At 70.5% G+C, this 19,827-nt stretch carries 16 protein-coding genes; 5 read left to right on the top strand and 11 right to left on the bottom strand.

What is annotated here, in order from left to right; all coding sequences use genetic code 11:
• Positions 1-2: 2 nt before the first annotated feature.
• Genes MET9862_RS15790 through MET9862_RS15780 form a run of 3 tightly spaced genes read right to left on the bottom strand, consistent with a single transcriptional unit; the run spans position 3 to position 2,493 of the window.
• The gene (locus tag MET9862_RS15790; protein ID WP_142583862.1) at positions 3-755 is read right to left on the bottom strand and encodes an ABC transporter ATP-binding protein; all 753 of its coding nucleotides are present in this window, start codon (positions 753-755) and stop codon (positions 3-5) included.
• Positions 736-1,473 (bottom strand): ABC transporter permease, encoded by a 738-nt coding sequence (locus tag MET9862_RS15785; protein ID WP_142583861.1) that lies wholly within the window; start codon positions 1,471-1,473, stop codon positions 736-738. The genes MET9862_RS15790 and MET9862_RS15785 overlap by 20 nt, the downstream gene beginning before the upstream one ends.
• Before the next feature lie 30 nt (positions 1,474-1,503).
• Positions 1,504-2,493, bottom strand: coding sequence for an ABC transporter substrate-binding protein (locus MET9862_RS15780; protein WP_142583860.1), 990 nt, complete (start codon positions 2,491-2,493; stop codon positions 1,504-1,506).
• Between the two features lie 209 nt (positions 2,494-2,702).
• On the opposite strand from MET9862_RS15780, the gene MET9862_RS15775 reads away from it, so the two are divergent.
• Positions 2,703-3,080, top strand: a complete 378-nt coding sequence (locus MET9862_RS15775; RefSeq protein ID WP_142583859.1) for a 4a-hydroxytetrahydrobiopterin dehydratase — start codon at positions 2,703-2,705, stop codon at positions 3,078-3,080.
• A 146-nt stretch (positions 3,081-3,226) separates the two neighbouring features.
• Positions 3,227-4,573, top strand: a complete 1,347-nt coding sequence (gene guaD / locus MET9862_RS15770; RefSeq protein WP_142583858.1) for a guanine deaminase — start codon at positions 3,227-3,229, stop codon at positions 4,571-4,573.
• Between the two features lie 179 nt (positions 4,574-4,752).
• Here guaD and MET9862_RS15765 read toward each other — a convergent pair whose 3' ends face one another.
• The 8 genes from MET9862_RS15765 to MET9862_RS15730 all read right to left on the bottom strand — a co-directional run bounded on the left by MET9862_RS15765 (position 4,753) and on the right by MET9862_RS15730 (position 16,327).
• A complete protein-coding gene (locus MET9862_RS15765; RefSeq protein ID WP_142583857.1) occupies positions 4,753-6,225 on the bottom strand; it encodes an NAD-dependent succinate-semialdehyde dehydrogenase in 1,473 nt (490 codons plus the stop codon).
• Positions 6,218-8,215 carry an acyl CoA:acetate/3-ketoacid CoA transferase gene (locus MET9862_RS15760; protein ID WP_142583856.1) on the bottom strand — a complete coding sequence of 666 codons (1,998 nt, stop codon included), beginning with the start codon at positions 8,213-8,215 and terminating at the stop codon, positions 6,218-6,220. Before MET9862_RS15760 ends, MET9862_RS15765 begins: the two co-directional genes overlap by 8 nt.
• A gap of 13 nt (positions 8,216-8,228) precedes the next feature.
• Positions 8,229-9,329, bottom strand: coding sequence for a class III poly(R)-hydroxyalkanoic acid synthase subunit PhaC (phaC, locus tag MET9862_RS15755; protein WP_142583855.1), 1,101 nt, complete (start codon positions 9,327-9,329; stop codon positions 8,229-8,231).
• On the bottom strand, positions 9,326-10,126 hold the full coding sequence (locus MET9862_RS15750) for a poly(R)-hydroxyalkanoic acid synthase subunit PhaE (RefSeq protein ID WP_142583854.1): 801 nt from the start codon (positions 10,124-10,126) through the stop codon (positions 9,326-9,328). The genes phaC and MET9862_RS15750 overlap by 4 nt, the downstream gene beginning before the upstream one ends.
• Before the next feature lie 108 nt (positions 10,127-10,234).
• Entirely contained in the window at positions 10,235-11,413 is a 1,179-nt protein-coding gene (locus tag MET9862_RS15745) for an iron-containing alcohol dehydrogenase (protein ID WP_142583872.1), read from the bottom strand.
• 121 nt (positions 11,414-11,534) lie between these two features.
• Entirely contained in the window at positions 11,535-13,193 is a 1,659-nt protein-coding gene (locus tag MET9862_RS15740) for an acetolactate synthase large subunit (RefSeq protein WP_142583853.1), read from the bottom strand.
• 173 nt (positions 13,194-13,366) lie between these two features.
• Positions 13,367-14,713 carry an MFS transporter gene (locus tag MET9862_RS15735; RefSeq protein ID WP_185156883.1) on the bottom strand — a complete coding sequence of 449 codons (1,347 nt, stop codon included), beginning with the start codon at positions 14,711-14,713 and terminating at the stop codon, positions 13,367-13,369.
• Positions 14,714-14,941: 228 nt separating this feature from the next.
• A complete protein-coding gene (locus MET9862_RS15730) occupies positions 14,942-16,327 on the bottom strand; it encodes a 2-hydroxycarboxylate transporter family protein (protein WP_142583852.1) in 1,386 nt (461 codons plus the stop codon).
• Between the two features lie 248 nt (positions 16,328-16,575).
• On the opposite strand from MET9862_RS15730, the gene MET9862_RS15725 reads away from it, so the two are divergent.
• The 3 genes from MET9862_RS15725 to MET9862_RS15715 are packed head-to-tail and all read left to right on the top strand — an operon-like array spanning position 16,576 to position 19,801.
• A complete protein-coding gene (locus tag MET9862_RS15725) occupies positions 16,576-17,271 on the top strand; it encodes a response regulator transcription factor (protein ID WP_142583851.1) in 696 nt (231 codons plus the stop codon).
• The gene (locus tag MET9862_RS15720; RefSeq protein WP_142583850.1) at positions 17,268-18,716 is read left to right on the top strand and encodes a sensor histidine kinase; all 1,449 of its coding nucleotides are present in this window, start codon (positions 17,268-17,270) and stop codon (positions 18,714-18,716) included. Before MET9862_RS15725 ends, MET9862_RS15720 begins: the two co-directional genes overlap by 4 nt.
• Positions 18,713-19,801: an ABC transporter substrate-binding protein gene (locus tag MET9862_RS15715; RefSeq protein WP_142583849.1), complete on the top strand. Its 1,089-nt coding sequence runs from the start codon at positions 18,713-18,715 to the stop codon at positions 19,799-19,801. Before MET9862_RS15720 ends, MET9862_RS15715 begins: the two co-directional genes overlap by 4 nt.
• The last annotated feature ends 26 nt before the right edge of the window (positions 19,802-19,827 follow it).

Here is a 19,827-nt window from a genome sequence, read left to right as displayed (position 1 = left end):
CCCTACTCCGCGATCACCCCCGGATGCGCCGCCGCGAGGCCGGCGCGGGTCGCCTCCGCCCAGGCGCGATCGCGGACCTGGCGCGGCCGGTCGAGCGTGACCTCGGCCACGAGGCTCGCGGGCCGCGCCGAGAGCAGCAGCAGCCGGTCGGCGACTGCGATCGCCTCGGCGACGTTGTGGGTGACCATCAGCACGCTCATGCCGAGCCGGTCGACCGTCTCGACCACGAGGCCGCGGAGCGAGGCCGCCGCCGCGTCGTCGAGGGAGACGAAGGGCTCGTCGAGGACGAGGAGGCGCGGCTCGTCGGCGAGCGCCCGGGCGAGCGCCACACGCCGCTGCATGCCGAGCGAGAGTGCGCCGGGATAGCGCCCGCGCCAGGGCGCCAGGCCGAGATGCGCGAACAGGGCGTCGAGGTCGCGCCCGCGCCGCGCCCGCGGCATGGCGAGGCGCACGTTCTGCTCCACCGTGCGCCAGGGCAGGAGCCGCGGCTCCTGGAAGACCATGCCGGGCCGGGCCGAGTCCGTCCGGGGATCGGGCTCGACGCGGCCCTCGTAGTCCGGGTCGAGCCCGAGCAGGATGCGCAGGGTGGTCGACTTGCCCGCGCCGGACGGGCCGATCAGGCAGACGATCTCGCCCGATCGTACGGCGAAGGCGAGGCCGCGCACCGCCTCGACGGGCTCGGCCGAGGCCGGGTGATAGACCTTGCGGTCGATGGCGACCCGAAGGACCGTGGGCTCAGCGCCAGCGCCGGACATGCGCCTGCAGCCGCTGGAGGATCAGGATGTCGATGGCGATCATCACGCTCATGAAGACGATGCTGTAGCCGAGGATCGCCGCCACGTTCGTCGACTGCACGAAGTAGAAGTTGATCGCGAAGCCGACGCCGTCGGGTCGCCCCAGCAGCTCGATCACGAGCACGATCTTCCAGGCCAGCGAGAGGCCGGAGCGCGCCGCGGCCACCACGTAGGGCTGCAGCTGGGGCACCAGCACATGCGCGATCCAGGTGCGCCGGTCGAAGCGGTAGGTGCGGGCCATCTCCTCAAGGCCCGGATCGAGCTCGCGGGCGCCCTCGCGGACGATCACCGCGACGTTCGGCAGCTTGTTCAGCACCACCGCCAGGATCGCCGCGGTCTCGTTGAGGCCGACCCAGATATAGGCCAGCACCGTGATCACGAGGGCCGGGGTGTTGAGGACGACGAGGAGCGGCGTGTCGAGGGCGAGGTTCAGGGCCTTCGCGCGCCCCAGGGCCACGCCGAGCAGCACGCCCAGCGCCATGGCGAGGCCGAAGGAGACCCCGACCCGCAGGAGCGTGACGCCGACATTGTGGAACAGGTCGCCGCGCGCCGCCTCCTCGGCGATGAAGGTGGCGACCGCCAGCGGGGCCGGCAGCAGGCGCGAGCCGGCGGCCTGCGCCGCCGCCTGCCAGGCGGCGACCAGGACCGCCACCGAGACGAGGCGGGTGAGAAGGTTCATGCGGGGGGCCGGCGCCCCCGGCCGGCCGGCTCAGCCATTCCGGCTCCCGTCGAAGTAGAGGTTCGGCGGCAGGGCAGTGCCCGCGCCGACGAGCCGCTCGCCGCCGAGCCGCTGCATCACCGCGTAGAGCCGCTCGCCGTCGCCGCGCTCCTCGGCGATCGTCCGGCGCGGGATGCCGGCGAGGAAGTCGCGCTTCAGCGCCTCGAAGGTGGGCTCGTCCTCCGCCGTCATCAGCGGACGCACGATCTCCCACGCCTTCGGATCCGAGGCGAGGAGGTCCTTGGCCGCCCGCGAGGCCCGGGCGAAGCCGGCCACCATCTCCGGCTTCTGCTGCACGGCGGCCCCGTCCACGAGGTAGCCGATCAGCGACACGGCGCCGGTCGCCCCGAAGGCGCGCATGATGTCGTCGGCCCCGACCAGCCGGCGGAAGCCCTTGGCCTCGAGCCGCGCGCAATAGGTCCAGTAGGTGAGCGCGGCGTCGAGCGCCCCCTGCTCCAGTTTCAGGGTGATCAGCGGCGGGGCGCCGTAGGCCAGCTCGGCCTTGGTCTCCAGGTCGAGGTCAGCGGCGTCGCGCGCCTGGGCCTTCAGGAGGAGCCAGTTCTTGTCGAGGGGGCCGCCCGCCACGCCGAGGCGCTTGCCGGCGAGGGCCTTGAGGCCGCGGATCGGGCTGTCGCCCGGCACCATCACCGCGCCTTCCGTGGTCGAGTAGGGGATGAAGCGGAGATTGCGGCCCTCGTTGCCGAGGCGGGCCGCCCAGAGCAGGTCGCCGACGATGGCGTCGACCTGTCCGCCCATGAAGGCGATGCGCGCCGCGTCGTTGCCGGCGAGCTTCACCACGTCCAGTTCGAAGCCGTTGGCCGCGTCGAGGCCGCGGGCCTTGATCACCGCCGCCTCCCAGGCGACCGTGCCGAAGGGCAGGCTGCCGAGGCGGAAGGCCGGCGCCGCCGCAGCGGCCGGGCGCGCCGAGACGGCGGCCGCGCCCGCGAGCGCCCCGGCGAGCAATCCGCGCCGTGACAGCATGGCGCCCTCTCCCTGATGTCCTAGACGGTTCTTCGATGCCGCCGGTCCGGATGCGAGCTTGGCGCGCGCGTTCGGCCGGGGCCATTGCCAAAAGGTCATAGGGCGCCCCCGGCGAGGCGTCCACCGGCCATGTGCGCGGACCTTGCGCGCGGCTTGCGCGCTTTTCCGGCGCGAGGCACCCTCCCGCGAGGCAGCGGAGGAGACGAGCGATGAGCGAGCGGCGCGAGGGGGCTCTGGACGACGCCACCATCGAGGCCCGGCTGAAGGCCGAGCTGCCGGACTGGCGCTACGAGGACGGCTGGATCCGGCGCACCTACAAGACGGCGGGCTGGAAGAGCACGCTGATGGTGATCAACACGGTGGGCCATCTCGCCGAGGCGGCCTGGCACCATCCCGATCTCACGGCTTCCTACGCCTGGGTCGAGGTGCGGCTGATGAACCATGCGGCGAAGGGCATCACCGACAAGGATTTCGCCCTGGCCGCCAAGATCGAGCAGGTGGTGGGCTGGCAGCCGGGCCGCGAGGGCGGCGCCCTCGAAGGGACGCCGACCGACCCGCGCTTCGCCTACATCAAGTACGACAAGTAGGGCGCGGCGCTCCGGCTCAATCGTCCGGGTGTCGAGAGGGATCATCCCTCTCGCGGGTCCGGGCGGAGCCCGGAATTTGCATCGGGACTTCGCCCCGATACCCCCACCAAAGGGATCATCCCTTTGGAAACCCGGATCGATCCCGCATGACCGACTCGACCGTGCGGGCCCTGCGTGGGCGCGTGCTCACGCTCAAGGGCAACCCGTTCCTCGACGAGCCCGGCGCCTGCCTCGTCCACCACGAGGATGGGCTCGTCGTGATGCAGGGCGGGCGCGTCACCGCCTTCGGCGCCTATGCCACCACCTGTGGCGCCCTGCCCGAGGGCGTGGTGCCGGTGGAATATCCCGACAGCCTCATCGTCCCGGGGCTGATCGACACCCATGTCCACTACCCGCAGATCCAGATGATCGGCGCCTTCGGGGAGGAGCTCCTCGCCTGGCTGACGCGCTACACCTTCCCGGCGGAGTTCGCCTTCGCCGACCGGGTCCATGCCGAGGAGACGGCGCGGCTGTTCCTGCGCGCGGTTCTGGCCTGCGGCACCACCACGGCCGCGGTCTACTGCACGGTGCATCCACATTCGGCCGAGGCCTTCTTCGCGGAATCCGAGCGGTTCAACACCCGCATGGTGGCCGGCAAGGTGATGATGGACCGCAACGCCCCCGCAGCCCTCCTCGACACGGCCGAGCGCGGCTACCGGGAGAGCCGGGATCTGGCCGCGCGCTGGCACGGACGCGGGCGCCAGCTCTACGCCGTCACCCCGCGCTTCGCCCCGTCCTGCTCGGATGCCCAGCTCGATGCGGCCGGGGCGCTCCTCGCCGAGCGGCCGGATCTCTACCTGCAGACCCATCTTTGCGAGAGCGAGGCGGAGGTGGCCTGGGTGCGCGAGCTGTTCCCGGCCCGCTCCAGCTATCTCGACGTCTACGCCCAGGCCGGGCTCGTCCGGCCCCGTGCGGTGTTCGGCCACGCGATCCACATGGACGAGGCGGATTTCTGCACCTGCCACCGGGCGGGGGCAGCGCTCGCGCACTGCCCCAGCTCGAACCTCTTCCTCGGCAGCGGCCTGTTCCGTCTGTTCGATGCCCTCGATCCGCGCCGGCCGGTGCGGGTGGGGCTCGGCACCGATGTGGGGGCCGGTACCTCGCTCTCCCTCGTGCGGACGCTGGGCGAGGCCTACAAGGTGGCTGCGCTCCGCGGTGACAAGCTCGATGCGGTGCGCGCCCTCTGGCTCGCCACGGCGGGCGGCGCCGAGGCCCTCCACCTGGAGGACCGGATCGGCCGGATCGCGGTGGGCTACGAGGCCGATCTCTGCGTGCTCGACACCGCGGCGACGCCCCTCATGGCCCACCGGGCGCGCTACTGCACCGATATCGAGGAACTGCTCTTCGTGGTGATGACGCTCGGCCACGAGCGGGTGAAGGCGACCTGGGTCGCGGGCGAGCCGGTCTACGAGGCGGGACGGGCCGAGTCGTTCCGCTATGCGTCGCAAGGGTAGCGCCCTCCCTCCCCCCCACTGCGGGGGAGGGTGCCGAGCGATGCGAGGCGGGAGAGGAGACCCGGCTTCAGGCGCTGGCGCAACGTCGATGCGGAGCACCCTCCTGCACCGCCGCTCCCCTCTCCCGACCCCCTTGCGGGGGCCACCCTCCCCCGCAGAGGGGGGAGGGAAAGCCTTCGTCAGGCGCCGAGGCCGCCGACGCAGACGTACTTGGTGTTCAGGTAGTCCTCGATGCCCTGGTAGGAGCCCTCGCGGCCGACACCTGATTCCTTGACGCCGCCGAAGGGCGCCACCTCGGTGGTGATGATGCCCTCGTTGACGCCGACCATGCCGTATTCGAGCGCCTCCGAGACCCGGAAGGTCCGGCCGAGATCCTTGGTGTAGACGTAGCAGGCCAGCCCGAACTCGGTGTCGTTGGCCATCGCGATCGCTTCCGCCTCGTCGCGGAAGCGGAAGATCGGCGCGAGCGGCCCGAAGGTCTCCTCCTTCGCCACCGCCATGCCGGGGACGACATCGACCAGCACGGTGGGCTCGAAGAAGGAGCCGCCGAGCGCGTGGCGCTTGCCGCCCGCGATCACCCGCGCGCCCTTGGCGGTGGCGTCGCGGATATGCGCCTCGACCTTCTCCACGGCGGCGTGGTCGATGAGCGGGCCCTGGACCACGCCCTCCTCCGTGCCGTTGCCGACCTTGAGCGCATTGGCGGCCTTGGCCATCCGCTCCGCGAAGGCGTCGTAGATGCCGTCCTGCACCAGCAGCCGGTTGGTACAGATGCAGGTCTGACCCGAATTGCGGTACTTGGCCAGCATCGCGCCCTCGACCGCGCGGTCGAGATCGGCGTCGTCGAAGACGATGAAGGGTGCGTTGCCGCCGAGCTCCATCGAGACCTTCTTCACCGTGCCGGCCGCTTGGCTCATCAGCAGCTTGCCGATCTCGGTGGAGCCCGTGAAGGTGATCTTCTTCACGAGCGCGCTGCCGGTCATCTCACCGCCGATCGCCTTGGCCGAGCCGGTGAGCACCGAGACGATGCCCGCGGGGATCCCGGCGCGCTCGCAGAGCAGGCCCCAGACCAGGCCCGACAGCGGCGTCTGCGTTGCCGGCTTGATCACGATCGGGCAGCCGGCGGCCAGCGCCGGGGCGAGCTTGCGGGCGATCATGGACGAGGGGAAATTCCACGGCGTGATCGCCGCCACCACGCCGACCGGCTCCTTGGTGACGAGGATCCGGCGGTCGGCCCAGGGCGAGGGAACGACGTCGCCGTAGACGCGCCGCGCCTCTTCCGCGAACCAAGTGACGTAGGCCGCCGACATGCCGACCTCGGCGCGGGCCTCGGCCAGCGACTTGCCCTGCTCGGCGGTGAGGATGCGGGCGAGATCCTCCTGGTTCTCGGTGACGAGCGCGGCGAGCTTCTTGAGGAGCGTGGCGCGCTCGTTGGCGGTCTTGGCGCGCCAGGCCGGGAAGGCGGCGTGCGCGGCTTCGATCGCGCGGCGCGTCTCCTCGGTTCCGGCATTCGGCACCCGGGCGATGATCGCGCCGGTGGCGGGGTTGTTCACCTCGATCGACCCGGCGCCGCTCTTCGACCATTCGCCGCCAATCAGGCAGGCATCGACGAGCAGGCTCGGGTCCTTGAGGGACAGGGTCTCGGTCTCAGGCATTCGAGGTTTCCTTCGGAGGCTGTGGCGCGGCGTTCCGCGGCTTGATGGGCACGCTCTGGGCCGTATTCCTCGCCTGTGCCTCGGCTTTTGTCTCGAAGACGTGGGGAGCCAGGTCCCGACTTGCCAGCGATGCGCCGAGTTTCAGTCTCATGAACGCGCTCGTCGTATAGCGAGACGCGGTCTCGTAGTAGCGGTTCTCCAGATAAGCGACCGTGGAGAAGTAGGCGTCGCTGACCGTCGGATCGATCTCGACGCCGTCGTAGTTGGCGATCAGGTGCACCTTGCGCCCGATCTCCTGACAGGTGCGCTCGTATTCACGGCGCACCAGCTCGACATCCTCGATGGTCCGGACCTGGAAACCTTCGAGGTTGCAGAACAGGATGTTGCGCTCGGCATCGTAGCTGAGCCGCTCGGCGAGGGAGAGGCCGAGGAGCCAGGGCTCCAGCCCCATCACGCCCTCCCGGAACAGGCGCGGGTCCATCGGCTTCGGGTCCTGGACGATGGGCTCGAAACCCATCTGGGCGAGGATGTCCCGCTCGATGTCGATGCCGGGCGCCACCTCCACGAGCTCCATCCCGGCCCGGGTGCGGCGGAAGGTGCAGCGCTCGGTCACGTAGAGCACCGGCTGGCCGCGCTCGGCGGCGTAGGACCCCGAGAAGGTGACCTGCTCCACCGCCTCGATGAACTTGCGCGAGCGGCCTTCCTGCAGGATGCGCACGCCCCCATCCACCACCGCGACCTTGAGCCCGTCGGCCGTGAAGGTGCCGGCGAAGACCAGCGACTTCGCGTTCTGCGAGATGTTGATGAAGCCCCCGGCGCCGGCCAGCCGCTTGCCGAAGCGGCTGACATTGACGTTTCCCGCCCCGTCGCACTGCGCCAGGCCGAGGCAGGCGAGATCGAGGCCGCCGCCGTCGTAGAAGTCGAATTGCTGGTTCTGATGCAGCACCGCCGCCGGGTTGAGCGCCGCGCCGAAATCGAGCCCGCCCTGCGGCAGGCCGCCGATCACGCCGGGCTCGGCGGTGAGCGTGAGGTAGCGCAGCACCCGCTCCTCGGCCGCCACCGCGGCGACGCCCTCGGGCATGCCGATGCCGAGATTGACCACGCCGCCCAGCGGCAATTCGAAGGCGCAGCGCCGGGCGATCACCTTGCGCGCGTCGAGGCTCATCGGGACGATACGGTCGAGGGGCACCCGCTGGCGGCCCGTATAGGCGTGGTTGTAGGCGGTGCCGTAGGTCTGGCGGTGGTTCTCGGGCTCGCTCAGCACCACGCAGTCGACCAGCACGCCCGGCACCTGCACCTCGCGCGGGTTGAGCGAACCGGCTTCCGCCAGCCGCTCCACCTGCGCGATCACGAAGCCGCCGGAGTTCTTGGCGGCCATGGCGGCGGCGAGGTTGTCGAGGGTCAGCGCCTCGCGCTCCATGGTGATGTTGCCGGCGGGATCCGCCGTGGTGCCGCGGATCAGGGCGACATTCACCGGGAAGGCCTTGTAGTGCAGCCAGGGCTCGCCCCCGAGCTCGACCACGCTGACGAGGTCCTCCGTGGTGATCGCGTTGAGCTTGCCGCCTTCGAGACGCGGATCGACGAAGGTGTTGAGCCCGACCTTGGTGATGTGCCCCGGCGTATGGGCGGCGATCTCGCGGTAAAGATGCGAGACCACGCCGAGCGGCAGGTTGTAGGCCTCGATCTGCCCCTCGACCGCGAGGGCGCCGAGCCTGGGCACCAGCGCCCAGTGCCCGCCGACGACCCGGCGGACGAGACCCGGCAGCGCGAGGCGGTTGAGGCCGCGCTCCTTGCCGTCGCCGGGCGCGGCGGCGAACATCAGCCCGAGGTCGCGCGGGCCCTGGCTGACCTCGAAGCGGCGGGCGAGCGCCAGGATCAGCTCATCCGGCGTGCCGATGCCGACGAAGCCCGACACCGCGACCATGTCGCCGTCGTGGATGATCGCGACCGCCTCGTCGGCGCTGACGATCTTGTTCTTCAGGCTGCCCAACCCCGGATCTCCCTCAGCCGCGCGCGCTCAGCCAGTCGGCGATGCCGGAGCCCAGCAAGGCCTGCGCCTTGCCGCCGACGAAGACGCCGACATGGCCGCCGGGCAGGCCGAGCTCCGTGTAGTCCTGCGTGCCGATCTTGGGCCCGAGCGCCCGCGAGGTGGCGGGCGGGATGATGTGGTCGTCCTTGGCGAAGACGTTGAGCACCGGGCAGGTGATGTCGGACAGCTTCACCGTACGGCCGGACAGCTCGAAGCGGTTCTCGACCAGTTTGTTGTCCTGGTAGAGATCCTTGAGCCACTGCTTGGCCGCCTCGCCCGGATGATCCGGCCGGTCGGCGATCCACTTCTCCATGCGGAGGAAGTTCAGGAACTTCTTCTTGTCGGCGAGCGCGTCGAGCAGGTCGAGGTTGTACTTCGTCAGCGTCCGCATCGGCGTCATCATCGAGAAGACCGAGCCCATGAAGGCGCCGGGCAGCGAGCCCTGCGACTCGATCAGCCGGTCGATGTCCTCGGGGCTGAGGGAGCGCATCCAGAGATTGATGAAGCCGTGGCCGGGGCGGTTCTCGACCTGATCGGCGTGGAAGTCGATCGGCGTGATGGTCAGCACCATCGCGTTGACGTCGGCTGGGTAGAGCGCCGCGTAGCAGGTGGTGAAGACCCCGCCCTCGCAGATGCCGAGCAGGTTGACGCGCTCGCGGCCGGCCTGATCCTGGATGAAGGACACGCACTCGGCGAGGTAGCCGTCGACATAGTCGTCGATGGTGACGAAGCGCTCGGCGCGGCTCGGATTGCCCCAGTCGACCACGTAGAGGTCGAGACCGAGATTGAGCAGGTTGCGGACCAGCGAGCGGTCCTCCTGCAGGTCCGCCATGGTGTAGCGGCCGATCAGCCCGTAGACGATCAGCACCGGAGGCAGGCCCTTGGATTCGGCGAGCGGCCGGTAGCGGTAGAGCGAGACCTTGTCCTGGCTCCAGACGAGGTCCTTCGGCGTGGTGGCGATCTGTACGTCCGCATCGCGGATCTCGCCGAAAAGCTTGGCGCCCTCCGCGATGCGGCGCCCGAGCGCCGAGACCTCGGCGACCGCGTCGGCCGGCGTGATGGTGGGGCGGCTCACGGCGTGGCCTCCTTCTGGCGCGTGGCTCCCTTCGCGCGCTTGAGGGCGCGCAGCTCGCGGCGGAGCTCCGTCACCGTCTTGTGCAGGTCGTCGAGCTCCGCCCGCGTCGGGTAGCCGAACATCTGGCTATAATATTCGCCGAGATCCTGCTGCGCGAGGCGCAGATCCGTGGCGGCCTTGAGCGATTCCCGCTGGCTCTTCAGGAAGGCCTCGGAGCGCTGCGTCTCCACCAGGACGTCGTTGGCGGTCTCGATCCACAGGGCCATCAGGGCGCGGGCGGATTCCAGCGGCTGGCCGGCCTCGGCCTTCGCGTTGACGGCCTTGGAGAAGGCGCCGGTGGCCCGGGTCCAGGCCTCCAGCATCAGGGTGTTGTGCTCGAGATTGCGCCGACGCAGCGCCGTCCAGGCCGTGGTCAGGCCGGCGAACTTGCGCTCGACCTGGAACAGGTCGGCGAATTGCGGCCCCTCGGCGAGGCGGCTCAGCGCCGCGTCCACCTCGCTTGAGGCCGAGAGCCAGCCGCGTGGGTCGAAGACCTTGGCGAGCACCTCCGCCGCCACCGGGTCCTGGCCCGGCTTGGCGCCGAGCTGGGCGCTGAAGCCGGCAGCGACTGCCTGCGCATCGGTCCAGGCCTTGGCATAGGCCGCCTGCGCGGCGCGGGCCGCCTCGAAATCGGGAGCCGGCGCCGGGCCGGCAGCGGTCTGCAGGGCGCCGAACAGGTTGGCCTGTGCCTCGGCGAAGGAGCGGGCGCCGCGGCTCCACAGCTCGCCCATCGCCTTCATGCTCTCAATGGGATCCATCCCACGCCCCTCCCTACCCGTGGCCGGCCGTCGTCCCGCGGCCGGCGCTCCGTCACGAGGATGCCCGCCCGCCGGAGCGGCGGACGGGTGGTTCCGCGGCAGGCGGCCTCAGGCCGCCTGCCGCGCCTTGCCGTCCAGCGCCTCGGAATAGATCGCGAAGGCGTCGCCGTGCGTGACTTCGCGCGGGTTGTTCACGAGGAGGCGGGTCTGCTTCATCGCGTCGGTGGCGAGGCGCTCCAGATCGGCTTCCGTGACGCCGACCTCAGCCAGCGAGGCCGGCACCTTGCAGTCCCGGCAGATCGCGGCGAGCCCGTCCACGAAGCGGGCGGCGGCCTCGCCCTCGGGCAGGCCCGTCGCCTCCGGGTCGATGATCGGCGCGAGCTCGGCATAGAGCCCCTGCGCGTGGCTCAGGTTGAACCGCATCACGCCCATCAGCACCAGCGCGTTCGAGAGCCCGTGCGGCACGTGGAAGATCGCCCCGATCGGGTAGGCGAGCGCATGCACCGCTGCGACCGGCGCGTTGGCGAAGGCCATGCCGGCGAGCATCGAGCCGAGCAGCATGCCGGAGCGCGCCTCGAGGTTCTTCGGGTCGGTGCAGGCGGTGCGGATGTTGGCCGACAGGGGAGCCAGGGCCTGTTTGGCGAGCTGATCCGAGATCGGGTTCTTCTTGTGCTTGCTGGTGAAGGCCTCGATCGCATGCACCATCGCGTCGATGCCGGTCGCGGCGGTGACGGGGGCGGGCAGCCCCAGGGTCAGCTCGGGGTCGAGCACCGCCCAGTCGGGTAGGAGCTTGTGGGAGACGACGCCCTTCTTCTCGGTGGTCGGCGTGGTGACGATCGAGATCGGCGTCACCTCCGAGCCGGTGCCGGCGGTGGTCGGCACGAGGACGAGCGGCAGGCGCTCGCCCTTGGCGAGCCCGACGCCGTAGATGCCGTCGAGGGGCTCCTCGGACTTGGCGAGATAGGCCACGAGCTTGGCCGTATCGAGGGCGGAGCCGCCGCCGATCGAGAGGACGAGGTCGGTGCCGGCCTCGCGGGCCCGGGCGGCCGCGGCCTCGACGATGGTCGAGGGCGGGTCGGCCTGCACGTCCTCGTAGATGTCGAGGGTGATGCCGGCCTGGCTCAGCGCGGCCTCGGCAGCCTCGGTCAGGCCGGCCTTGCGCACGCCCTTGTCGGTGACCAGCATGACGCGCTTGGCCTTCAGCCCAGCCACGATCTCGGGGAGCTTCCTGGCGGCGCCGGCCTCGAACAGGACGTTCGGCGTGGTCTGAAAGGTGAAGGGGTTCATGGCGCGCGCGAGGTCCCTGCTGGTGCCGTAGGGCTGGACGTGAGGGTTGAACATGGGGCGCTCGCGCGACAGCGCGCGAGCGCCCGATCTCGAAAGGCCCGCCCGGTCGCGGGCCCGAACCTCACTCGGCCGGATCGAGGGTGAGGTCCTTCACCTTCGCGCGCAGCTCCTCGACGAGGACGCGGGTGTTCTCCGAGTAGTCGATCGGCACCGCCACGAGATGCACGCCGCCGGCCTGGAAGGCCTTCTCCAGCGTCGGCACCAGGGCCTCGACCGACTCGACCCGGTGGCCGGTGGCGCCGTAGGATTCGGCGTATTTCACGAAGTCCGGGTTCTTGAAGGTCATGCCGTAATCCGGGAACTCGTCCACCGCCTGCTTCCAGCGGATCATGCCATAGGCCGAGTCGTCCAGGATCAGCACCACGAGATTCAGGCCGAGGCGGACCGCGGTCTCCATCTCCTGGCTGTTCATCATGAAGCCGCCGTCGCCGCACACCGCCATGACGCGGCGGTTGGGATAGAGGATCGCGGCCATCATCGCCGAGGGCAGGCCGGCACCCATGGTGGCCAGCGCGTTGTCGAGGAGCAGCGTGTTGGCGACGTAGGTGCGGTAGTTCCGGGCAAACCAGATCTTGTACATCCCGTTGTCGAGGCACACGATCCCGTCCTCCGGGATCACGCTCCGCACGTCGCGCACCAGGCGCTGCGGCGTGACCGGGAAGCGGTCCTCGTCGTTGCGGTCGGAGATCCGCGCCAGGATGTGCTCGCGAAGCGAGAGCAGCGCGCCGGCGTTCGGCAGCCGGTCCTCGAGCCGCTCGGCGATGAGCTTCAGGGTGGGCCCGAGATCGCCCACCACCTCGGCGTCGGGATAGTACACTTCCTCGACATTGGCCGGCATGTAGCTGATGTGCAGCACCTTCTGGCCGCGCTGGCCCATGAAGAAGGGCGGCTTCTCGACGGTGTCGTGGCCGATGGCGATGATGAGGTCGGCCGCATCGATCGCCTCGTGCACGTAGTCGCGCTCGGAGAGCGCCGCAGTGCCCATGTAGAGGCGGGTGCCGTGGGCGACGGTGCCCTTGCCCATCTGCGTGGTGAAGAACGGGATGCCGGTGCGCTGCACGAAGCCGCCGAGGTCGCTCGTGGAGCGCGGGCGGGACGCGGCGGCGCCCAGCATGATCAGCGGGCGCTTGGCCGCGATGATCATCTCGGCGGCGCGCGCGATGGCCTTGGGATGGGCCACGGGGATGTCCACCGGGTGGCTCGGCACCGTGTAGGACTCGGCCTTCTCGGCCGCGATGTCCTCGGGCAGCTCCAGCAGGACGGGGCCGGGCCGCTCCTCCATGGCGACGCGGAAGGCATCGCGCACGATGGTCGGGATCGAGGAGGCGGACACGATCTGGCGGGCCATCTTGGTGATCGGCTTCATCGAGGCGATCACGTCGACGATCTGGAAGCGGGCCTGGCGGGCCTTCAGGATGCCCTTCTGACCGGTGATGATGATCATCGGCATGGCGCCGAGATGCGCATAGGCCGCGCCGGTGGAGAAGTTGAGCGCGCCCGGGCCGAGCGTCGCGAGGCAGACGCCCGGCTTGCCGGTGAGCCGGCCGTAGGTGGCGGCCATGAAGGCTGCGGCCTGCTCGTGGCGGGTCAGGATCAGCTCGATCTTCGAGGTGCGGAGCGATTCGACGATGTCGAGGTTCTCCTCGCCCGGGATGCCGAAGATGCGCTCGACCCCCTCGTTCTCAAGCGCCTGGACGAGTAGATCGGATCCTTTCGGCATGACGTGTTCCTTCTTCGAATCAAAGGCCTGGCGCCTGGGGCGGCCGGCCGGGGCGGCGATTCAGGCCACCGTCGAGGGGGTGGTTTCGGTGAAGCCGGCGCCCCCGACAACCGGACGAGTCCCGGTTCTGCGCGCCGGAGTATAGGATTCGCGCCGGTTGAAAGTGGTCGACATTACACAGCATTCATCGTCGCCGGCCGCTCTGCGGTAGGCGGCGTTCCGCGGTGGCGGCCGAGGATCAGCACCGTGACCACGCCGGCCCCGGTGAGGCAGACCAGGGGCGTCAGGGCCAGCGGGAAGCTGCCGGTGCGGTCCTTGATCAGGCCGAGCAGCGAGGTCGCGCCGCCGGTGCCGAGATGCGACAGGGTGTTGATCGCCGCGATCCCCGCCGCGGCGGTGGCCGGGGAGAGCCACTCGGTGGCGAGCGCCCAGAACGGCCCCTTGATCGCGTAGTTGCCGATCAGGACGAGGCTGAGCAGCACCATCACCAGCGTGAGGGAGTTCGTCAGGTTGGTGAGCGCGAGGCAGAGGGACGTGAGCGCGAGCGGCAGGGCGGTGTTCCAGACGCGCTCGCCGGTGCGGTCGGCGCGCAGCCCCCACAGGATCATGAACACCGAGGCGATGCCGAAGGGGATCATGTTGAGGAGGCCGGTCTCCAGGTTCGACAGGCCGAAGGATTTGAGGATCTGCGGCTGCCACAGGGAGAGCGCGTTGCTGGTGGCCGAGGAGCCGGAATAGATCAGCGCCAGCGCCCAGACCTGCTTGCTCGCCAGAACCTTCCAGAGCGGCAGGTGCCCGGCCCGCGCCCCCGGTGCGGCGCGCTCCGCGGCGAGCGCGCGCTCCAGCCAGTCGCGCTCGGCCGGCGCCAGCCAGCGCGCCTCGGCGGGCCGGCTCGGAAGGAAGACGAGGGCGCCGAGGCCCAGGAGCACGGCGGGGATCGATTCCATCACGAACAGCCATTGCCAGCCGTGCAGGCCCGCGGCGCCGTCGAGTTCGAGCAGGGCGGCCGAGAGCGGCGAGCCGAGGAAGCTCGAAAGCGGGATCGCCACCATGAAGGTCGCCACCACCCGCGCCCGGTAGGCCTTGGGGAACCAGTAGGTCAGGTAGAGGATCACGCCGGGAAAGAAGCCGGCCTCGGCCGCGCCGAGCAGGAAGCGGGCGGCGTAGAACGAGTAGGGGCCGACGACGAACGCCATGGCGATGCCGACGAGGCCCCAGGTGATCATGATCCGGGCGATCCAGATGCGCGCGCCGACCCGCTCCATGGCAAGGTTGCTCGGTACTTCGAACAGCACATAGGCGACGAAGAACAGGCCGCCGCCGATGCCGAACATCGCCTGGCTGAGACCGATATCCTTGTTCATGGTGAGCGCGGCGAAGCCCGCATTCACCCGGTCCACATAGGCGATGAAGTAGCAGAGGATCAGGAACGGCACGAGGCGGAAGCCCACCTTGCGCATGGTGGCCGCCTCGATGGCGGCGGGCGCGCGTGCGGCGCCAGCGGCGGGGCTGTCCGTCATGGTTTCCTCCGGTTGATTCGTTGAGGCGCGTCGCGCCTCGTTCTCCCGCCCCCGATGCGGGGGCGGTGCCGAGCAGATGCGAGCCGGGAGAGTGCCCCCCGCTTCAAGCGCCGGCTCGGCGTCGATGCCGAACTCGGGTCCACACCGTCGCTTTCCTCCCCGAGCCCAGGTCGGGCGGGCGGATCTCGGGCAAGCCCGAGATCCGTAGAGGGAGCGACAGATCCAGCCTCAGACCAGCCGGCTCAGGAAGATCAGCACGCCGGTGACCGTGATGGCGCCGCCGATGCGGGTCGCGATCTGGGCGAAGGGCATGAGCTGCATCCGGTCGGCGGCGGTGAGGATGGCGACGTCGCCGGTGCCGCCCTGGCCGGAATGGCAGGCGTTCACGATCGCGGTCTCGATCGGGTACATGCCCATGCGCCGGCCGACGAGGAAGCCCGTCGCCATCAGGGTGAACACCGTCGAGACGATGACGATGAGGTTCACCAGGGTGAAGGCGGCCATCAGCTTGTCCCAGGGGGTCAGGGCGACGCCGATGGCGAAGAGCAGCGGGTAGGTCATGCCGACCTGCACGAACTTGTAGACCACGAAGCCGCCCGCCTGGAGATGGGGCGAGACCGCCTGGGTCAGCTTGGCGAGCACAGCCAGGAACAGCATCGCCACGGGGGCAGGCAGGCCGACGACGTGGTGCAGCATCACGCCGAGCAGGTAGAGGGTGACGGCGGTGAGCCCCGCGGCGGCGATGGTGGAGACGTCCATGGCGCCGCCGGTCTCGCTCTTCACCGACTCGCTCTTCGTGTCCATGTCGTCGTGCTCGCCCGGCTGCAGCCGGCCGTTGCCGGTGAGGTGGGGCATCCGCTTGCCGACATAGTTGAGCGTGCCCGAGAACAGGATGGCCGTGAGGCTGCCGAGCATCACCGGGGGCAGGACCTGTGCGAAGAGCTCGCCCTGGGGGATGCCGAGGATCGACGCGTAGCCGATCGAGAGCGGGATCGCGCCCTCGCCGACGCCACCGGCCATGATCGGCACCACGATGAAGAAGAAGGTCTTGTAGGCGCCGAGACCCAGAGCCATGCCGACCAGGGTGCCCACGCATCCCGCCGCGACCGAGCCGACGGCGAGCGGCACGAAGATCTTCAGGAAGCCGCGAATCAGGACCTGCCGGTCCATGCCGAGGATCGAGCCGACGATGATCGCGGCGATGTAGAGGTAGAGGAAGTTGGTGAACTTGGTGAAGTCGACGATCGATTTCTGGATCTGCGGCGGGATCAGGCCGTAATAGGCGAGTGCCGAGGGAATGAAGGTCGCGAAGATCGCGCCCGCTCCGATCGCCCGCAGGACGGGGAGCCGCTTGCCGATCTCGGCGCAGGTGAAGCCGCCGAGGACGAGGACCGCGATCATGGTCGGCGCGTCGGCCTTGATCTCGCCCTCGAAGGTCAGGATCGTCAGGAGGGCGCAGAGGATCAGGTAGACCGGGATCGGGATGATGCCGATCTTGACGTCCATCAGCCGCCACCAGCCCTCGGGCCAGAACGGCTTGCGCGCGGTCTCGGTCGTCCGGGGCACGGCGCCCGGAGCGTCGAGCGGAATCGGTCCTGCGGTGTCGGCGTGCATCAAGTTTCCTCCGGGAGCACTTCGTCACTGGCGGTTCGCTGCCGCTCTTGGCTCTGTTGATCGTGCTTGTTATGCCCCCTCTCTGACGCCAACCTGACAGGTGGCGGACGCACGATCGTGTGATCCGAAGCTTCGAACGACTGTTCGAGTCTTGGGATGACCGGGTTTGGGCGACGCGTGAGCGAAGTCGAGATCCGTCATCCCGCGGCGGCCTCTCGGATCTCGTGTTTTGAGGGGCGGATCCGGCGATGCGGATATTGGTCGTCGAGGATACGACCGAGGTCGCCGAATCGATCGTCGTGGGCTTCCGCCGCATCGGCCACAATGTCGATTGGGCGCAGGATGGCCTGACCGCCGAGGAGATCCTGGCCACGCAGGTCTACGACCTCGTCGTGCTCGACCTGAACCTGCCGGGCCGCGACGGGCCCGCCCTGCTCAAGGATTTCCGCGGGCGCGGCGGGACGAGCCCGGTCCTCGTGCTGACCGCCCGCGGCGCCGTGGACGACCGGGTGCGGGTGCTCGACCTCGGCGCCGACGACTACCTCGTGAAGCCCTTCGACTTCCGGGAGCTCGAGGCCCGGGCTCGGGCCCTGCTGCGCCGCTCGGCCGGCGAGGCCACCAATGCGCTGATCTGCGGCGACATCGCCATCGACCGGCAGGCGCGTAGCGTGAGCGTGGCCGGCCACCCGGTGGAGATGACCCGCCGTGAGCTGATGCTGCTCGAGATCCTGGCCGCGCGCCCCGGCCGCGTCTTCAGCAAGGACGAGCTGCTCGACCGCCTGTTCGGCCTCGACGAGAGCCCGAGCTTCAATGCCGTCGAGCAGTACGTCGCCCGGGTTCGGCGCAAGCTCGGGGCCTCCGAGGTTCAGATCCGGACCCTGCGCGGCCTCGGCTACCAGCTCAATCCCGGCCTGCCCAGTCCCGGCCTGCCCAAGCCCCTATGAGCGCGCCGGGCGGCCTCTCCCTCTACCGGCGCGTCACCGGCCTCGTCGCGGCGGTGATGGCGGTGACCGGGATCGGGCTCGGCGTGGTGGCGGCGAGCTACGCCCGCGGCGCGGCCGACGACGCCTACGACCGGCTGATGGTCGCCGCCGCCCTGCAGATCGCCGAGAGCGTCTACACGCAGGACGGGCGGCTGCTCGCCGACCCGCCCTTCTCGGCCTTCGAGACCCTGGCGCTCGCTCCCGACGACCGGGTCTTCTACGCGGTCGCGGGGCCGGACGGCGCGGTGCTCACCGGCTACGACGACCTGCCGCCTGCGGTCCGGGTCGATCCGCCCGGCGCCGGCTCGGCGGTGGGCGACGGCACCTTCCGCGGCGTGCCCGTGCGGGTCGCAGCCGCGCGGCGCTACATCCCCGACGCGGCCACGCCCGGCTGGGTGCGCGTGGCGCTTGCCCAGACCAACGAGGCGCGCGGGGCGCTCGCCCGCGACCTCACCGTGAAGGCGCTCGCGCTGCTCGCCGTCATGATGCTGCTCGGCTTCCTGGCCGCCCTCGCCGCCGTGCGCCTCGCCCTGGCGCCGCTGGCCCGGGTCGAGCGCACCATGTGCGAGCGCGACCCGAAGGACCTCGCCCCGCTCGCGATCGAGACGCCGCGGGAGATCGGCGCGCTCGTCGGGGCCATCAACGGCTTCACCACGCGCCTGTCGCGGCATCAGGCCGTGCTCCAGCGCTTCGTCGCCGAGGCGAGCCACCAGATCCGCACGCCGCTCGCCGCCCTCTCCTCGCAGGTCGAGATGCTGGCCTGGTCCGAGACCGGCACCGGGCCGGAGGCCGAGGAGCGCCGGGCCCGCCTGACCCGGATCCGCGCGCGCACCCGGGAACTTGCCCGCCTCACCAACCAGCTCCTCGACCATGCGATGGTGAGCCACCGGATCGAATCCGTGCCCTTCGCGCCGGTCGATCTCGCGGAGCTCGGCCGCCAGGTGCTGCGCGACGCGGCGAGCTCCGCGGTCGGTTCGCTGTCGGCCCCCTTCGAACTCGACCTCGCCTTCGAGGGGCCGGAGACGCCCGTCCTGGTGCTGGGCGACGCGATCTCACTGCGGGAGGCGCTCGGCAACCTTGTCGGAAACGCCATCAAGCACGGCGCGCGGGCGCGGCTGGAGATCGCCGTGCGCGATCTGGGCCGGCTGGGCGAGATCGCGGTGATCGACGACGGGCCCGGCATCCCGCCGGAGGATCGCGAGCGGGTGACCCGGCCCTTCGAAGGCGGCCCGGGCCGCGGCGAGCGTGGCGAGGGCGCGCAGAAGGGGGCCGGACTCGGCCTCTCGATCGCCAGCGACGTGGTCGCGGCCCATGGCGGCCGCCTCGCCTTCGCGACCCTCGCCGATGGGCGCTTCTCCGTCAGCCTCACGATCCCCGCTGCCGTCGCGACTGCGAGGGCGGCATGAGCCGGGCCTTCCGCCTCGCCGCCGGTCTCGTCCTCGCGCTCCTCCTCGGCATGGGCGCGGCGCGGGCGATCGAGACCCACCGCTTTCCCGCGCCCGGCGCCGAGGCCGTGAGCCTCAACCTGCATGCGGCCACCGACGTCGCGGCGATGCGCCCGCTGATCGAGGACTTCCAGGCCACCCGGCCGGATGTCGGCATCACCTACACCGAGTACGTCACCGCCGAGCTGTTCGACCGGATGCGCGTCGCCTGCGAGGGGGCCGGCGGGGTTGACCTCGTCCTGTCCTCCTCCGTCGACCAGCTCGTGAAGCTCGTCAACGACGGCTGCGCCGAGAAGCTCGGCCTCGCCAGCACCGGCCTGCCCCGCTGGACCCGCTGGCGGGACGAGCTGTTCGGCTTCACCTTCGAGCCGGCGGTGATCGTCTACAACCGCGACGCCGTCCGGCCGGAGGATGTCCGCCGCACCCGCGCCGAGCTGATCGACCTCCTGCGCGCCGATCCCGAGCGCTATGCCGGTCGGATCGGCACCTACGACGTGACGAGTTCGGGGATCGGCTACCTGTTCTCGGCCTACGACGCCCGTGCCGGCGCGGTGTTCGGGCGCGTCATGGAGGCGCTCGGCCGCGCCCGCGTATCCCTGAGCTGCTGCACCACCGACATCCTCGACGCGCTGTCCGCGGGCCGCCTCGCCATCGGCTACAACCTGCTCGGCTCCTACGCGGTGGCGGCGGTCCGGGCGGGCGCCCCGCTCCGGGTGGTCATCCCGCGCGACTACACGCTGGTGCTGAGCCGGGCGATCTTCGTGCCGAAGCGCGCGCCGCATACCGAGGCCGCCCGCGCCTTCGTGGCCTATCTGCTCTCCGCGCGTGGCCAGGCGCGGGCCCGCGAGACCAGCTTCGCCTTCGGCTTCGACGGCAACACCGTGCCGGAGGCGGACGGTCCCGCTTTGCCCCCGGCCTCGGCGATCCTGCGGCCGATCGAGATCAGCCCGGAACTGCTCGCGATCCAGGACCGAGCCAAGCGCGCGAGGCTGCTCGGCGACTGGCGCAGCGCCGTTGGGGCGCCCGTCGAGGCCGGCGCGCGCTGATACCAGACGGCGATGAATGCGTCTCA

It is taken from the genome of Methylobacterium symbioticum (assembly GCF_902141845.1).
Classification (GTDB): Bacteria; Pseudomonadota; Alphaproteobacteria; order Rhizobiales; family Beijerinckiaceae; genus Methylobacterium; species Methylobacterium symbioticum.
This window is presented reverse-complemented; position numbering and strand designations above follow the sequence as displayed.

What these genes read in the sequence shown, in the direction of transcription:
- MET9862_RS15790 (WP_142583862.1), bottom strand. Translation starts at nt 755, where the DNA reads ATGTCCGGCGCTGGCGCTGAGCCCACGGTCCTTCGGGTCGCCATCGAC.
- MET9862_RS15785 (WP_142583861.1), bottom strand. Translation starts at nt 1,473, where the DNA reads ATGAACCTTCTCACCCGCCTCGTCTCGGTGGCGGTCCTGGTCGCCGCC.
- MET9862_RS15780 (WP_142583860.1), bottom strand. Translation starts at nt 2,493, where the DNA reads ATGCTGTCACGGCGCGGATTGCTCGCCGGGGCGCTCGCGGGCGCGGCC.
- MET9862_RS15775 (WP_142583859.1), top strand. Translation starts at nt 2,703, where the DNA reads ATGAGCGAGCGGCGCGAGGGGGCTCTGGACGACGCCACCATCGAGGCC.
- guaD (WP_142583858.1), top strand. Translation starts at nt 3,227, where the DNA reads ATGACCGACTCGACCGTGCGGGCCCTGCGTGGGCGCGTGCTCACGCTC.
- MET9862_RS15765 (WP_142583857.1), bottom strand. Translation starts at nt 6,225, where the DNA reads ATGCCTGAGACCGAGACCCTGTCCCTCAAGGACCCGAGCCTGCTCGTC.
- MET9862_RS15750 (WP_142583854.1), bottom strand. Translation starts at nt 10,126, where the DNA reads ATGGATCCCATTGAGAGCATGAAGGCGATGGGCGAGCTGTGGAGCCGC.
- MET9862_RS15745 (WP_142583872.1), bottom strand. Translation starts at nt 11,413, where the DNA reads ATGAACCCCTTCACCTTTCAGACCACGCCGAACGTCCTGTTCGAGGCC.
- MET9862_RS15740 (WP_142583853.1), bottom strand. Translation starts at nt 13,193, where the DNA reads ATGCCGAAAGGATCCGATCTACTCGTCCAGGCGCTTGAGAACGAGGGG.
- MET9862_RS15735 (WP_185156883.1), bottom strand. Translation starts at nt 14,713, where the DNA reads ATGACGGACAGCCCCGCCGCTGGCGCCGCACGCGCGCCCGCCGCCATC.
- MET9862_RS15730 (WP_142583852.1), bottom strand. Translation starts at nt 16,327, where the DNA reads ATGCACGCCGACACCGCAGGACCGATTCCGCTCGACGCTCCGGGCGCC.
- MET9862_RS15725 (WP_142583851.1), top strand. Translation starts at nt 16,576, where the DNA reads ATGCGGATATTGGTCGTCGAGGATACGACCGAGGTCGCCGAATCGATC.
- MET9862_RS15720 (WP_142583850.1), top strand. Translation starts at nt 17,268, where the DNA reads ATGAGCGCGCCGGGCGGCCTCTCCCTCTACCGGCGCGTCACCGGCCTC.
- MET9862_RS15715 (WP_142583849.1), top strand. Translation starts at nt 18,713, where the DNA reads ATGAGCCGGGCCTTCCGCCTCGCCGCCGGTCTCGTCCTCGCGCTCCTC.